This is a genomic window from Viridibacillus sp. FSL R5-0888 (genome assembly GCF_038009105.1).
GTDB lineage: Bacteria > Bacillota > Bacilli > Bacillales_A > Planococcaceae > Viridibacillus > Viridibacillus arenosi.
The window spans coordinates 3,236,361-3,252,123 of sequence record NZ_JBBPAU010000001.1 but is presented as its reverse complement, the minus strand read 5'-3'; the positions used below and the strand labels follow the sequence as shown (position 1 = coordinate 3,252,123).

The following is a 15,763-nucleotide window of genomic DNA, read 5'->3' as shown; positions in this document are numbered from 1 at the left end:
CTATGTTAATTTATTAATAACAACAAATATAATTTACAGTGTCCAAGGGAGTGAACACATTGGAATATGTGATAGAAATGCTGGGTATTCGAAAACAATTCGGATCTTTTGTAGCAAATGATAATATCACCCTTCAGCTGAAAAAAGGCGAAATTCATGCATTGCTTGGAGAAAACGGTGCAGGAAAATCGACTTTAATGAACGTGCTTTTTGGACTTTATCAACCTGAAGCTGGGGAAATTCGTGTAAATGGAAAGAAAGTTAAAATTTCTGATCCGAATGTAGCGAATGATCTAGGTATTGGAATGGTTCATCAACACTTCATGTTAGTTGAAAACTTTACGGTAACAGAAAATATTATTTTAGGTAGTGAACCTACTAAAGGTGGCATTGTTAGTATCAAAGATGCAGCCAAAAAAGTACAGGCTCTATCTGAAAAATATGGATTGAATGTCGATCCATATGCAAAAATCGAGGATATTTCAGTTGGTATGCAACAACGAGTGGAAATTATCAAAACATTGTACCGTGGGGCAGAAAATATCATTTTCGATGAACCAACAGCATCATTAACCCCACAAGAAATATCAGAACTGATTCAAATTATGAAACGTTTAATTGCAGAAGGCAAATCTATAATCTTAATCACTCATAAATTGCAAGAAATTATGGAAGTTTCAGATAGGGTCACTGTTATCCGTAAAGGGCAAGGTATTGGAACTGTAACAACTTCAGAAACATCGCCAGACCAATTAGCCGAGTTAATGGTTGGACGCCAAGTTGAATTTAAAACTAAAAAATCTAAGGCTAATCCAAAAGAAGAAATTTTGAAAATTGAAAACTTAGTAGTAACTGACTACCGAAATATTGAAAAAGTGAAAGGTTTAAATCTTTCGATACGCAGTGGTGAAATTGTCGGTATTGCTGGTATTGATGGTAACGGGCAGACCGAATTAATCGAAGCAATTACTGGGCTTCGTAAAGTGAAATCAGGCATAGTTTCTTTAAACAATCAAAACATTACTAATCTAAAACCGCGTGATATTACTGAATCTGGTGTTGGACATATCCCACAAGATCGTCATAAACACGGTTTAGTATTAGATTTCCCAATCGGACACAATATTGCACTACAAACATACTATCAGTCTCCAATCGCAAAAGCTGGAGTTATAGATTATAGCAAAATCTCTGAACTTGCGCAAAAGATAATGAAAGAATACGATGTTCGTTCAGGTCATGGTGAAGTTACACCAGCTCGAGCGTTATCTGGTGGTAATCAACAAAAAGCTATTATTGGGCGTGAAGTGGATCGAAATCCAGATTTACTAATTGCAGCATTACCAACACGAGGTTTAGATGTCGGTGCAATTGAGTTTATTCACCAACGTTTAATCGAACAACGTGATAAAGGAAAGGCAGTTCTATTAATTTCATTTGAATTAGATGAAGTTATGAATGTCTCTGATAGAATCGCAGTTATATATGACGGCCAAATTATCGATACAGTAAATCCAAATGAAACGACTGAACAAGAGTTAGGTTTATTAATGGCGGGTCAAGATCGAAAATCAAACAACGGACAAGTAAAGGAAGGTGACGAATAACATGTCGAACAAGTTGACTAATATCCTCGTCCCTGTGATCTCAGTAATTTTAGGCTTACTTGTCGGAGCAATTGTGATGCTTGTAAGTGGGTATGATCCTGTACAAGGTTATATTGCTCTTTGGGAAGGTATTTTTGGGGATATGTTTACGATTGGTGGTACTATCCGACAAATCACCCCTTATATATTGGCAGGTTTAGCGGTAGCATTTGCGTTCCGCACGGGTTTATTTAATATCGGTGTTGAAGGTCAATTAATAATGGGTTGGTTAGCAGCTGCTTATGTAGGTTATGCTTTTGAATTGCCAGCTATTATTCACCTTCCGTTAGCTATAATAGCTGCTGCAGTAGCAGGAGCACTTTGGGCATTTATCCCAGGGATATTAAAGGCGAAATTACAAGTGCATGAGGTTATCGTCACAATTATGATGAACTATATTGCGTTACATGTAGCGAACGCAGTGATTCAATCTCTTTCTGATAGTGGAGAAAAAACGCCGATGATTCATGAGTCGGCATCACTACGTTCTACTTTTTTAGATACATTAACAGACTACTCCCGTATGCATTACGGTTTTGTAATCGCTTTAATAATGGTTGTTATTATGTGGTTCATTTTAGAGAAAACGAAACGTGGTTTTGAACTTAAAGCCGTTGGTTTTAACCAAAATGCTTCTGAGTATGCAGGTATGAATGTTAAAAGTAATATCATACTTGCTATGGTTATTTCTGGGTCATTTGCAGGACTTGCAGGTGCAATGGAAGCGCTTGGAACGTTTGGTAATATTACAGTTCAAGCTGGCTTTACAGGTATCGGTTTTGATGGTATCGCAGTCGCATTACTCGGTGCAAATGCACCATTTGGAGTATTATTAGGTGCAATTTTATTTGGGGCATTGAAATTCGGGTCTTTAAATATGCCGAACGTCGGAATTCCTGTAGAAATCGTTTCAATTATTATTGCATTAGTTATTTTCTTTGTAGCTTCGGGTTATATCATTAGGGTATTCCTTGAACGATTGAGCAAGAAAAAGGAGGCGAAATAACATGAGCTTTTTAGAAGTGTTATATTTCCTAGTGCCTACTGCAATTTTCTATGCAGCGCCTCTTATATTGACTGCTATCGGTGGAGTGTTCTCAGAACGTTCTGGTGTGGTTAATATTGGACTAGAAGGTTTAATGGTTATGGGTGCTTTTGTTGGAATCGTGTTTAACTTAACGTATGTTGATACATTTGGTTCTTGGACACCTTGGATTGCATTATTAGTAGCAGGGCTAGTAGCGGGTATTTTCTCAATACTACATGCAGTAGCTGCCATTTCATTCCGTGCAGATCAAACGGTTTCAGGGGTAGCAATCAATTTACTTGGTCTTGCTATAGCATTATTCTCTGTGAAAATGTTGTATGATAAAGGGCAAACAGATATGATTAAAGTTCGTTTCCCGCGTTTTAATATTCCTTTTTTAGAGGATATTCCATTAATCGGCCCTATGCTTTTTAAGGATGTTTATGGTACTTCAATTCTAGCAATTGCAGTTGCGGTTCTTGCTTGGGTGATTATTTATAAGACACCATTCGGTTTGCGTTTACGTGCTGTTGGGGAGCATCCAACTGCGGCAGATACAATGGGTATAAATGTAACGAAAATGCGTTATATCGCCGTAATCCTTTCAGGTGTATTAGGTGGTATAGGTGGTGCAATTTATTCTCAAACAATCTCTGGTGACTTTGGTCACGGAACAATTAATGGGCAAGGGTTCATGGCTCTTGCGGCAATGATCTTTGGTAAATGGCATCCACTTGGTGCTTTAGGAGCGGCTATTTTCTTCGGATTTGCGCAATCTCTAAGTATAGCAGGGAACTCAATTCCATATATTCAAGACATTCCAGCTGTTTACTTGCATATTTTACCTTATGTGTTAACAATCTTTGCTGTAGCCGGATTTATTGGTAAGGCAAATGCACCTAAAGCAGTTGGTCAACCATATATTAAAGGTAAGCGTTAATTTTTTACTCAAAAGGAAGGACTGGGCATTCGCTCGGTCTTTTTCTTTATGAATAAAGACCCTTTAATATCAAGTCTAAATACTTACTTTGCCTGAAGTTGCTTTTTTATTTAAAAGGCATGTATAGTGAGTGTAATGGTTTGTTATATTAAAGAGATAGGAGGGGTCTACATGTTTCAATCAATTCAAGTAGCAAAAGGTGTCAATATTCATACAAGAACAACTGACCAATTTAAAACTGTCAATTTTTCAGTGAAATTTAAAAGACCTTTAACTGTCGAGGATGCTTCAGAAAGAACAGTATTAACAAACGTACTGCAACATAGCAGTGCAAAATATCCGTCTTCTGCTGCAATGCGTATGTATTTAGATGATTTATACGGTACGGTGTTGTATTTTGATACTACTAAACGTGGCGATGAACATACTGTATTATTAAATGTTGAAACAGTTAATGATCAATATTTAAAAAATGGTGAAGTTTTAGGTAAAGTACTCGATCTTATGCATACGGTATTATTTGAACCGAATTTTGATAACGGTTTATTCCGTGAAAATATTGTTGCTCGTGAAAAAGAAATGGTGATTGAGCGAATTCAATCTGTTTTTGATGATAAATCGCGCTATGCCCAACAGAAATTATTGAGTATTATGCGCCCAAATCACCCTGCATCTATCTCAGCTAACGGCACAATTGAAGAGGTTAAAAAAGTTACGCCAGCGTCACTAGTTAAAACGTACGAAGAGATGTTAGCCGATGATTTAATCGATATCTACGTAGTTGGGGATATCGATGAAAAAACAATAGTTGAAAGCTTAAAAAAAGCATTACCATTTGCTGATCGTACAGTAGACTATGCTACACGTCCAACCGTAGAAAGTAAACCGACTAAATCGTTTGTTAGTGAACAGCAAGATATGAAGCAAGGTAAATTACATATCGGCTATCATACACCTGTCACTTTCACGCACCCCGATTTTCCAAAAATGCAAATTTTTAATGGCATTTTTGGAGGATATCCACATGCAAAATTATTTATGAATGTACGTGAAAAAGAAAGTATGGCTTATTACTGCTCAAGCTCATATTCTGCCCAATATGGCTTAGTATTCGTCATATCAGGAATTGATGCCAACAAAGAGAAAAAGGCGATTTCATTAATCGACGAACAACTTGTTGCGATTCAAAAAGGCGACATTACAGATTTAGAATTAGCGCAAACAAAAGCGATGTTAACAAACCAAATAAAAGAAGCACTTGATTCAGCAAGAGGGCAAATCGAAATATATGATCAATATAAAGAATTGCCAACAGAGTTCTCGGTAGAAAATATGGCCGCGAAATGGCTAGCTGTAACAAAGGAAGATGTAGTTGATATGGCAAAACAAGTAGAAAAAGAAACAGTATATTTCTTAAGGGGTAAGGAGGATGCTGCAGAATGAAAACAATCCAATTCGATCAATTAGAAGAAACACTTTACTACGAGAAGTTAGATAATGGATTAGATGTTTATATTTTGCCTAAAAAAGGCTTCTCTAAAACATTTGTCACTTTTACTACAAAATATGGTTCCATCGATCGCTCATTCATCCCGCTTGGTGAAACTGAAGCTATTACAGTGCCAGACGGTATTGCACATTTTTTAGAGCATAAAATGTTTGAAAAAGAAGATGGCGATGTATTCCAAAAGTTCGGTGAAAAAGGTGCTTCAGCAAATGCTTTCACATCTTTCACACGAACAGCGTATTTATTCTCTGCAACCGATCATTTATATGAGAGTACGAAAACTTTACTTGATTTCGTACAACAACCATACTTCACGGAGCAAACCGTGGAGAAGGAAAAAGGTATTATAGGTCAAGAAATTACGATGTATGATGACCAACCAGACTGGCGTTTATACTTTGGAACGATTGAGAATATGTTCCATGAGCATCCAGTGAAAATTGATATAGCAGGTACTATTGAGTCAATCGATGATATTACAGCGGATCATTTATACACTTGCTATAATACGTTTTATCATCCATCTAATATGCTTCTATTTGTCATCGGTGCTGTTGAACCAGAGAAAATGATGGATTTTATTCGTGCTGATCAAGCAGATAAAACATTTGAGGAACCAACACCAATTCAGCGAATTGAAGTGACTGAACCTACAGATGTTGCGGTAAAAAGTAGCACGTTAGAAATGGATGTTTTAAAACCAAAAGTTATTGTTGGTTTAAAAGCCAAAGAAACAAGCCTTTCGGGCAAAGCTATGCTAAAGCATGAGCTATCTATCCAATTAGCGCTTGATGTTTTATTTGGTCGTTCTTCGGACTTTTATACAAATGTATATGAAAAAGGCATGATTGATGAATCATATTCTTATGACTTCTCATTAGAAAAGGGCTTTGGTTTTGCCTTAATTGGTTCGGATACGAATCAAACAGATGAGTTAGTTGAAGCTATTCAAAATGTACTAGAAAATACACAAGAAAAATGGCCTTTTGGTGATGATGAATTAGAGAGAGTAAAACGTCGTAAAATCGGCTTTTATTTAAGAGCATTAAATTCAATTGAATTTATCGCAAATCAATTCACAAGATATGCTTTTAATGATATGAATTTATTTGACGCAGTTCCTGTCATTGAAGAATTGACGATAGCAGACGTGCAACAAGCTTTCGCTTCACTACAAGGAGAATCACAGCAAACAGTATTTAAGATTTTACCTGTAGGAAATAAAGCGAAAACAAGTAATGATAAAGAAGGTCAAGAGAAATAATGAAAAAGTTTTGCTTAGTACTTGGCGCGTCCGGTGCAATTGGACGTGCCATAAGTGAGCAGCTTGCTAAAGATGGCTGGTCTTTATATTTGCAGTATAATCATGGTGAAGAGGTGGCTGTCGAGCTTGAAAGTAATCTGTCAGCTTTCTATCCAAAGCAAGAATTTATGAAGATTCAAGCTGATTTAACAGATCCTCTTGCTGCAGAAAGGATTACCCATTCTGTATTTTCACTACAATCGATTGTTGTAGCTAGTGGTCAAGCTTTATACAAGCTAGTAGAGGATACCTCAGTTGATGAAATGGATGCACTCTGGAAAGTCCATGTACAAACACCAATTAGATTGATTAGCCTCCTAGCTTCAAAATTACGCCGAAACGAAATAAGTCATATCATTATGATTGGTTCTGTTTGGGGCGAAGCAGGGGCATCAGGAGAAGCTTTGTACGCTACTGTGAAAGGTGCACTTCATGCTTTTGTGAAATCGTACGCACAAGAAGCAGCGGGAAATGGTATTCTCGTTAATGCAGTAGCGCCAGGCTTAATTAATACTAAAATGAATGGGCATTTGACGGATAAAGAAGAGCAAGAACTAATTGATGAAATTCCATTAGCAAGGGCTGGAGAATCAGCTGAAGTTGGTTATTTAGTATCCTTCTTGTTATCAGGGCGTGCCAATTATATTACTGGCCAAATACTTCGAATTAATGGTGGATGGTACATATAAATAACTTTTTTACACATACTAAATGTGAAAAGGAGGGATTCTATATGGATATCATAGAAAACTGGCAGAAGTGGACGAGCTTTTTAGGCCAAAATGTTGCAAAAGCGGAATCTGCGGGAATGTCACAAAAGGTAATTCAAGAAGCCGCAGTTCAAATTGGTGAGTATTTGGCAAATAATGTAGATCCAAAAAATGAACAAGAGAGAGTGCTTTCTGAGCTTTGGTCGGTGGCAACCGATGATGAGAAGCAATCTCTAGCTAATTGTGTTGTAAAATTAGTGCAGAATAGGAAGGTACAATAGGAAAAATGGGGTTATAGCCCCTCTTTTCCTTTTTTTCTTTCCATATGTACAAAAATCGGCTATTATGGAACTTAGAAATGTTTTAAGCGTCGTATAATAGAAGGGATCGTTGTATGTGAGAGAATGGTATTTTGAATATGAAATACAAATCAATCGCCCCGGCTTATTAGGAGATATTGCTTCCTTATTAGGTATGCTTCGTGTGAATATTGTAACAATCAACGGTGTCGATCAAGTTCGAAGAGGGATGCTTTTACGAGCTGAAAAGGACGAACAGATTGAACGATTTGAGAATATCGTTTCGACTATGGAAATGATAAGTGTAACAAAATTCCGCGAGCCAACAACACGTGATCGTCTAGCGATCCGACATGGTCGTTATATACAAAGAGAAGCAGATGAAAAAAAGACGTTTCGCTTTGTACGTGATGAACTAGGTATTTTAGTAGATTTTATGGCAGAACTTTTTAAAAAGGACGGTCATAAACTTATTGGAGTTCGAGGTATGCCTCGTGTCGGAAAGACGGAATCAGTCGTAGCGGCTAGTGTTTGTGCAAATAAGAGATGGTTATTTTTATCATCGACTATGATTAAACAAACTGCACGCAACAAGTTGCTTGGAGACGAATTTAATAGCAATAATATATTCATTCTGGATGGAATTGTCACAAGGAGATCTTCTGATGAAAAACATCAACAACTTGTACGTGAAATGATGAGTATGCCATCTATTAAGGTAGTGGAGCATCCTGATATGTTCGTGCAACATTCTGAATATACAATTGAAGACTTTGATTATATTATCGAATTAAGACATCATCCAGATGAAGAAATTACATACGAAATCATGGAGAAACATAACAGCTTACTTCAAGATTCGAGTGGTTTCGGTGGTTTTGGAGGATTTAATTTTTAACAGGTAGGTGTTACAGTTGACAGAATTAGGAGCTCGTTTAAAAGAAGCGAGATTGTCAAAAGGGTATAGTCTGGATGACTTACAAGAAATTACGAAAATTCAAAAACGCTATCTTTCTGCAATTGAAGAGGGAAATTATAGCATAATGCCTGGAACGTTTTATGTTCGAGCATTTATTAAACAGTATGCAGAAGCGGTTGATTTAAGTGCCGATGAATTACTTGAGACGTATAAATCTGAAGTACCTGCAAACAAAACAGTTGAAAGTACAACGACAGCAACAATTCAACAACCGCAATCGCGTAGAAGCTTGTCTAAAATACCATCAAAAGGTTTTATGGACTTAATGCCGAAACTTGTTGTTGCTTTATTTATCATAATTGCAATCGTAGTAATCTGGGTATTGTTCCAAAATAAAGCCGATAATTCTACACCAGATATTAAAAATGAAGCACCAATAACTGTAGATACAAAAACTCCAACTACAAATAATAAGAATAAAGACAATGAAGTAGCCGGTTCAAAAGACCAAGATAAGAACGATGAAAAAACAACAAAAAAAGAAGAAGAAAAACAAAAACTTTCTAAAGGTACGCTAGTGAACGATAATGAGACAACTAATTATACTTTAACGGGTACAGAAGAGTATAAAATCCGTGTTGAAGTTACTGGCGATACATGGGTTGGTGTACAAGATGAAAATCGTACAGAAATCTCTGATAGAGCAGATGTATACCATGCTAATGATGTAGTTGAAGTTGATGCGAAGGGTAAGCAAAGCGTTCGTATTCGATTAGGTGCAGCTGCAAATGCTAATGTTTTTGTCAATGATGAGAAATTGAAACTTGCGGCTTCTCCAAGCGAGCGAAGTACTCAAAATATCGTCATTAATTTTTCAGAGAAAGAATAGTCATCTAGAGAAAGATGGCTATTTTCTTTGAAAGAAGGGTGAGGAAATCGTGAATATACCAAATAGAATTACAGTTTCAAGAGTTTTGCTAATCCCGGTATTCGTGCTTTTAATGTTAGTGGATTTTGGATGGGGGCAAATGACGGTGCTGGGGGCACAATTGCCTATTGAGCACTTTGTTGGTGCGATGATTTTCATCATAGCTTCTATCACAGATTGGGTAGATGGCTACTACGCACGTAAATATAATTTAGTAACGAATATGGGTAAATTTTTGGACCCATTAGCGGATAAATTGTTAGTTTCTGCTGCATTTATCCTGCTTGTTGAATTAGGAACTGCACCGGCATGGGTTGTTATTATCATTATCAGCCGTGAATTTGCTGTAACTGGCTTACGACTAATTTTAGCTGGTGGTGGAGAGGTAGTTGCTGCAAACCAATTAGGTAAAATCAAGACATGGGCACAAATTGTGGCAATTGCAGCGCTATTGCTAGATAATATTTTCTTTACTATGTTCGGCATTCCTTTTGCTGACATTGCATTATATGTTGCTCTATTCTTTACTGTTTGGTCTGGAGCAGATTATTTCTACTTGAATCGACGTGTATTATTAGATTCAAAATAAAGGTAAAATGAATTATAGTAGGCGAGGATGTATGTGTGGAGAATTTTCTCCTACATTATATACCTCGCCTTTTGTAACTTTTCGCTTTTGCGAACTATACATAATATGAAATAACGGAAGGGATTGTTAGAGATGAATGCTGAAATCATTGCAGTAGGGTCAGAGCTTTTGCTTGGTCAAATTACGAATACAAATGCGCGTTTTATTTCAGGTCAATTATCTGAATTAGGTATTAATGTGTATTATCACACTGTAGTTGGAGATAATGTAGATCGTTTAATAAAGGCGATTGAAGTAGCTGAGACACGTGCAGATCTCATTATTTTCTCTGGTGGCTTAGGGCCAACAAAAGATGATTTAACAAAGGAAACAATCGCACAACACCTAGGAACTGTACTGGAAATAGATAATTTTGCTATGCAATCGATTGAAGAATTCTTCATGCTTCAAAATCGTATTATGACAGATAATAATCGTAAACAGGCGCTCGTATTAAAAGATTGTGAAGTACTAATAAATCGTCATGGTATGGCGCCTGGCATGTTGTTAGAAAAAAATAACCGTATATATATGTTGTTACCAGGACCACCGAAAGAGTTGGAGCCTATGTTTCAATTTGAAGCAAAGCCAAAATTAGCGGCAAGAGTAAATGATGGAGCACAGATTATGTCGCACGTACTACGCTTCTACGGCATCGGTGAGGCAGAGTTAGAGGTAAAGGTACAAGACTTACTAGACAACCAAACAAACCCTACTATCGCGCCTCTAGCATCAGATGGAGAAGTAACTCTACGTATTACAGCTAAAGCTTATAGTCTTGATCAAGCTGAACAGTTAATAGCTGGAACAAAAGATGAAATAATTCGCAGAGTTGGGCAGTTTATGTACGGTGTGAATGATGATTCTCTGTCTTCTAAAACGGCTGAAATTCTTATTGAAAACGATCTAACTATCGCTGCAGCAGAAAGTTTAACTGCTGGGCTATTTCAATCTGAGTTAGCAGAAAATCCAGGTATAAGCCAATCGTTAATTGGTGGAGTTGTTACTTATACAGAACAAGCAAAACGTGAGCAACTAGGAATTCCAGCTGACTTATTAGAAAATTATGGAGTTGTAAGCTCCCAATGTGCGGTGGCTATGGCTAGCAAAGTAAAAGAAAAGTTCGGTACAGATATAGGGATTGGTTTAACAGGGGCAGCAGGTCCTGAAGGGCATGATAATCAACCAGCCGGCACTGTGTGGATAGCTGTAGTTATCGGTGATAATGAACCTCGAACGTATCAATTACATTTAACTGGGCAACGCAATACAAATCGTTTACGTGCAGTGAAGCGTACTTTTGCTTTTATTATTCAATTATTGACCGAACAAGGTTATCGTAAAATATAAATTTGTCCATTCAAAGTGGTTTATAATCAGCTTTTGAGCAATAAATGGTGTTTATATTTCGATTTTGATTAAATTTTTCCGAATAAATGTTCGCTTTTTTCTTGTGTATTTCTCAAAAAAGAAGTATAGTAGATACAGATATAAAAGAGATAATGTTTTCGAAGGAGGAACAAGATTGAGCGATCGTAAAGCAGCATTAGACATGGCCCTTAAACAAATTGAAAAGCAATTTGGTAAAGGTTCAGTTATGAAATTAGGCGAAAAAACAGACATCGAAATTATGACTTCTTCAAGTGGCTCTTTAGCACTTGATACAGTACTTGGAGTAGGTGGATATCCACGAGGTCGCGTTATTGAAATATATGGACCAGAGAGTTCTGGTAAAACAACTGTAGCACTTCATGCGATTGCAGAAGTACAAGCTAACGGTGGCACAGCAGCGTTTATTGATGCGGAACATGCACTTGATCCTGTCTATGCACAAAAACTAGGCGTTAATATTGATGAATTATTACTATCACAGCCAGATACAGGGGAGCAAGCGTTAGAAATCGCTGAAGCTCTTGTACGTAGCGGCGCAATCGATATCATTATCATCGATTCTGTAGCAGCCCTTGTACCAAAAGCCGAAATCGAAGGTGACATGGGTGATTCGCATGTTGGTCTACAAGCACGTTTAATGTCTCAAGCATTACGTAAATTATCAGGGATTATTAACAAGTCAAATACAATTGCTATTTTCATTAACCAAATTCGTGAGAAGATTGGTGTTATGTTCGGTAACCCAGAAACAACACCAGGTGGACGCGCTTTAAAATTCTACAGTTCTGTACGTTTAGAAGTACGTCGCGCAGAAACAATCAAACAAGGTAATGATATGGTAGGTAACAGAACTAAAATTAAAGTCGTTAAAAACAAAGTGGCACCGCCATTCAAAACAGCTGAAGTAGATATTATGTATGGTGAAGGGATTTCTAAAGAAGGCGAAATCATCGATATCGGTGTAGAAAAAGAAATCGTGCAAAAAAGTGGTTCTTGGTATGCTTATGAAGAAGAGCGTTTAGGCCAAGGACGCGAAAATGCAAAACAATTCTTAAAAGAAAACCCTGAAATCAGCAATGAAATTGCACATAAAATCCGCGTAGCTTCTGGGATTGCAACTGATTCATATACAGTTGAAAATGAAGAAGACGAAGCAATGGATGCAGAACTATCATCATTATTAAATGAAGAGTAAGATTTTCTGAGGGTCTTTCAATGTCAATTGAAGGGCCCTTTTGACTATAACTATAACTGTGAATCCTTGACATTGTTTTTTTTCAACTATACAATTAAACTTGTATAATTTCTAAAATTGAAATGAAATAGGCAGTATATTGAGAGCTCATAGAAATACTTAATGTATAGCCGACTAAAAATGAAAACAATACAGCAAGAGGAGGTGTTCGAATGACTGGAAACATCATCTCCGCTTTGCTTGGACTCATCGTCGGTGCCGCTGTTATCTATTACGTCAATAAAAGAGTGAATGATTCAAAAGTGACAGGTGCAAAGAGTTCCGCAGAGATCATCATAGATGAAGGTAAAAGAGAAGCGGAAGCTCTAAAGAAAGAAGCACTTCTAGAAGCAAAAGATGAAACTCACACACTTCGAACTGAAGCAGAAAACGACATCCGTGAACGCCGGTCTGAGCTTCAGAAACAAGAAAACCGGTTATTGCAAAGAGAAGAAAATCTTGATCGCAAGGATGAAGCTCTGAATAAGAGGGAAGCAGGTTTAGAGCGCAAAGAAGACGCTCTTAACGACAGACAACAGCATATTGAACAGATGGAAAGCAAAGTGGAAGATCTCGTAGCTAAACAGCAATCTGAAATCGAACGTATCTCAGCATTAACTCGTGAAGAAGCAAAAGTCATTATTCTAAAACAAGTAGAAAACGAGTTATCAACTGATATAGCAGTTATGACGAAAGAATCTGAAATGCGAGCGAAAGAAGAATCTGACAAAAAAGCACGAGAAATTTTATCACTAGCCCTTCAGCGCTTTGCAGCTGATCACGTTGCAGAAACGACTGTCTCCGTCGTCACTTTACCAAATGACGAGATGAAAGGTCGTATTATTGGACGTGAAGGCCGAAACATTCGAACACTTGAAACGCTAACAGGTATCGATTTAATTATTGATGACACACCTGAAGCCGTTATTTTATCAGGATTCGATCCAATCCGTAGAGAAACAGCACGTCTAGCACTTGAAAAATTAGTACAAGACGGCCGTATTCATCCAGCTCGTATAGAAGAGATGGTTGAGAAATCTCGCCGTGAAGTGGACGAGCAAATTCGTGAAACAGGTGAACAAACAACATTCGAAGTGGGTATCCACAATTTACATCCGGATTTAATGAAAATTTTAGGCCGTATGAAATATCGTACAAGCTATGGTCAAAACGTCCTGAAACACTCTGTAGAGGTAGCTCACTTAGCGGGCTTACTAGCAGCTGAATTAGGCGAAGATGTACTTTTAGCAAAACGTGCAGGGTTACTGCATGATATTGGTAAAGCAATTGATCATGAAGTAGAAGGAAGTCACGTAGAAATAGGCGTAGAATTGGCCACAAAATACAAAGAGCATCCTGTTGTTATTAATAGTATTGCTTCTCACCATGGTGATACTGAACCAACTTCAGTAATTGCTGTATTAGTGGCTGCTGCTGATGCTTTATCTGCAGCGCGCCCAGGTGCACGAAGTGAAACACTTGAAAACTATATTCGTCGACTAGAAAAACTAGAAGAAATCTCTGAATCATATGAAGGCGTTGAGAAATCATTCGCTATTCAAGCAGGTCGTGAAATACGTATAATCGTACGTCCTGATCAAATTGATGATTTAGCTTCACATCGTTTAGCACGTGATATTCGCAAACGTATTGAGGATGAACTGGATTATCCAGGGCATATTAAAGTGACAGTTATTCGTGAAACACGCGCAGTCGAATATGCGAAATAGTTAATTTCAGAATAAGAAATAAGTTTATGCCAAATGTAAAGTAAGAAAACTGAATTGAAAAATTCAAATATTTTATAAAGAAGGCTTCTTAGAACCTCGGTCGAGAAGCCTTTTTTGTTGGAAAAGAGTGAATCAATAATGAAAGTACTATTTATCGGAGACATTGTCGGCTCAATTGGCCGTACAGCTGTTGAAACATATTTACCAAGATTAAAGAGAAAATATGCACCAGATGTTGTCATTGCGAACGGGGAGAACGCCGCTGCTGGACGTGGGATTACAAGAGCCATTTATCAAGAGTTATTAATGACGGGCGTAGATGTCATTACAATGGGTAACCACACATGGGATCAAAAAGAAATTTTCGATTTCATTGATGATGCAGAATTTTTAATCAGACCTGCAAACTTCTCAGACGAAGCGCCCGGCAAAGGGATGACGACTATTTCAAAAAATGGTCATACTTTATCTGTAATCAATTTACATGGACGTACTTTCTTACCACCACATGGCGATCCATTTGCTAAAGCAGACGAATTAATAGAAGAAGCAAAAAAAGTTTCTCCACTTATTTTCGTAGATTTCCATGCTGAAACGACGAGTGAAAAAATTGCAATGGGTTGGTATTTAGATGGCCGAGTATCAACTCTTGTAGGGACGCATACACATGTACAAACAGCGGATGCACGCATTTACCCTGGTGGTACAGCGTATATTACTGACGTTGGAATGACTGGACCTTATGATGAAGTTCTTGGAATGAATAAAGAAAGTGTAATCTACCGATTTAAAACAAATATGCCAACACGTTTTGAAGTACCAAAACAAGGCCGAGAAGTACTAAGTGGCTTCTTTGTTGATCTTGATGATAAAACGGGCTTAGCGAAATCATTTGAGCGCATATATATTAATGCAGATTATCCTTTCAAAGCATAATTGTAAGTCTATTCCCAAAACTCGCTGCATACAATAATCCATGGACAAGAGAGATGTCCCACATTTTTTCAAATTAAGGGAGGAATTGTTGTGGATTCATTGAAAGTATCTTCTCGCTCAAACCCGAACTCAGTAGCTGGCGCATTAGTAGCAGTCATTAGAGAGCAAGGCTATGCAGAGATGCAAGCAGTTGGAGCAGGTGCACTAAATCAAGCTGTTAAAGCAGTTGCAATTGCAAGAGGATTTGTTGCACCAAGTGGAACGGACTTGACTTGTTCGCCTGCATTTACGGATATTTTAATTGCAGGTGAAGATCGAACGGCTATGAAGCTTTTAGTAGAAAAGCGTACGAGATAAATAAAAAACTAAAATACCGGGAAACCGGTATTTTTTTATGGGGAAAATAATGAGCGTTTGTATTTTGCTTATTTGAAATGGAATTTTAAGGTGACCACTAATACATGTTGTGAAATGAAGTGAGCACACCAAGCTTTTTTACTATACATAAAAAAATATGTTAACATAGTGAGTATTGTCAGTGATTATTATTACAACTTATTGAAC

General features: G+C 37.4%; 15 protein-coding genes. All 15 read left to right on the top strand.

Annotated features, from left to right (window positions below; genetic code table 11):
* The first annotated feature begins 59 nt into the window (after positions 1-59).
* A complete protein-coding gene (locus MKY02_RS16300; RefSeq protein ID WP_038184275.1) occupies positions 60-1,607 on the top strand; it encodes an ABC transporter ATP-binding protein in 1,548 nt (515 codons plus the stop codon).
* Between the two features lies 1 nt (position 1,608).
* Positions 1,609-2,652 (top strand): ABC transporter permease, encoded by a 1,044-nt coding sequence (locus MKY02_RS16295; RefSeq protein ID WP_038184278.1) that lies wholly within the window; start codon positions 1,609-1,611, stop codon positions 2,650-2,652.
* A gap of 1 nt (position 2,653) precedes the next feature.
* Entirely contained in the window at positions 2,654-3,613 is a 960-nt protein-coding gene (locus MKY02_RS16290) for an ABC transporter permease (protein WP_038184281.1), read from the top strand.
* Positions 3,614-3,784: 171 nt separating this feature from the next.
* Positions 3,785-5,056 (top strand): EF-P 5-aminopentanol modification-associated protein YfmF, encoded by a 1,272-nt coding sequence (yfmF, locus tag MKY02_RS16285; protein WP_038184284.1) that lies wholly within the window; start codon positions 3,785-3,787, stop codon positions 5,054-5,056.
* A complete protein-coding gene (gene yfmH, locus MKY02_RS16280) occupies positions 5,053-6,384 on the top strand; it encodes an EF-P 5-aminopentanol modification-associated protein YfmH (RefSeq protein WP_076033997.1) in 1,332 nt (443 codons plus the stop codon). The genes yfmF and yfmH overlap by 4 nt, the downstream gene beginning before the upstream one ends.
* The gene (gene ymfI, locus MKY02_RS16275) at positions 6,384-7,112 is read left to right on the top strand and encodes an elongation factor P 5-aminopentanone reductase (protein ID WP_076033996.1); all 729 of its coding nucleotides are present in this window, start codon (positions 6,384-6,386) and stop codon (positions 7,110-7,112) included. The genes yfmH and ymfI overlap by 1 nt, the downstream gene beginning before the upstream one ends.
* A gap of 44 nt (positions 7,113-7,156) precedes the next feature.
* Positions 7,157-7,414 carry a DUF3243 domain-containing protein gene (locus tag MKY02_RS16270; protein ID WP_038184292.1) on the top strand — a complete coding sequence of 86 codons (258 nt, stop codon included), beginning with the start codon at positions 7,157-7,159 and terminating at the stop codon, positions 7,412-7,414.
* A 115-nt stretch (positions 7,415-7,529) separates the two neighbouring features.
* Positions 7,530-8,330, top strand: coding sequence for a DUF3388 domain-containing protein (locus MKY02_RS16265; RefSeq protein WP_038184458.1), 801 nt, complete (start codon positions 7,530-7,532; stop codon positions 8,328-8,330).
* Between the two features lie 7 nt (positions 8,331-8,337).
* The gene (locus MKY02_RS16260; RefSeq protein ID WP_051448685.1) at positions 8,338-9,240 is read left to right on the top strand and encodes a helix-turn-helix domain-containing protein; all 903 of its coding nucleotides are present in this window, start codon (positions 8,338-8,340) and stop codon (positions 9,238-9,240) included.
* Positions 9,241-9,289: 49 nt separating this feature from the next.
* On the top strand, positions 9,290-9,868 hold the full coding sequence (gene pgsA / locus MKY02_RS16255) for a CDP-diacylglycerol--glycerol-3-phosphate 3-phosphatidyltransferase (protein ID WP_038184299.1): 579 nt from the start codon (positions 9,290-9,292) through the stop codon (positions 9,866-9,868).
* 132 nt (positions 9,869-10,000) lie between these two features.
* Entirely contained in the window at positions 10,001-11,257 is a 1,257-nt protein-coding gene (locus MKY02_RS16250) for a competence/damage-inducible protein A (protein ID WP_038184302.1), read from the top strand.
* A 175-nt stretch (positions 11,258-11,432) separates the two neighbouring features.
* A complete protein-coding gene (recA, locus tag MKY02_RS16245; RefSeq protein WP_038184305.1) occupies positions 11,433-12,494 on the top strand; it encodes a recombinase RecA in 1,062 nt (353 codons plus the stop codon).
* 212 nt (positions 12,495-12,706) lie between these two features.
* The gene (rny, locus tag MKY02_RS16240) at positions 12,707-14,263 is read left to right on the top strand and encodes a ribonuclease Y (protein WP_076033994.1); all 1,557 of its coding nucleotides are present in this window, start codon (positions 12,707-12,709) and stop codon (positions 14,261-14,263) included.
* Positions 14,264-14,401: 138 nt separating this feature from the next.
* A complete protein-coding gene (locus MKY02_RS16235; protein WP_038184310.1) occupies positions 14,402-15,199 on the top strand; it encodes a TIGR00282 family metallophosphoesterase in 798 nt (265 codons plus the stop codon).
* A gap of 90 nt (positions 15,200-15,289) precedes the next feature.
* Complete coding sequence (locus MKY02_RS16230; protein ID WP_038184313.1) at positions 15,290-15,556, top strand: stage V sporulation protein S; 267 nt, start codon at positions 15,290-15,292, stop codon at positions 15,554-15,556.
* The last annotated feature ends 207 nt before the right edge of the window (positions 15,557-15,763 follow it).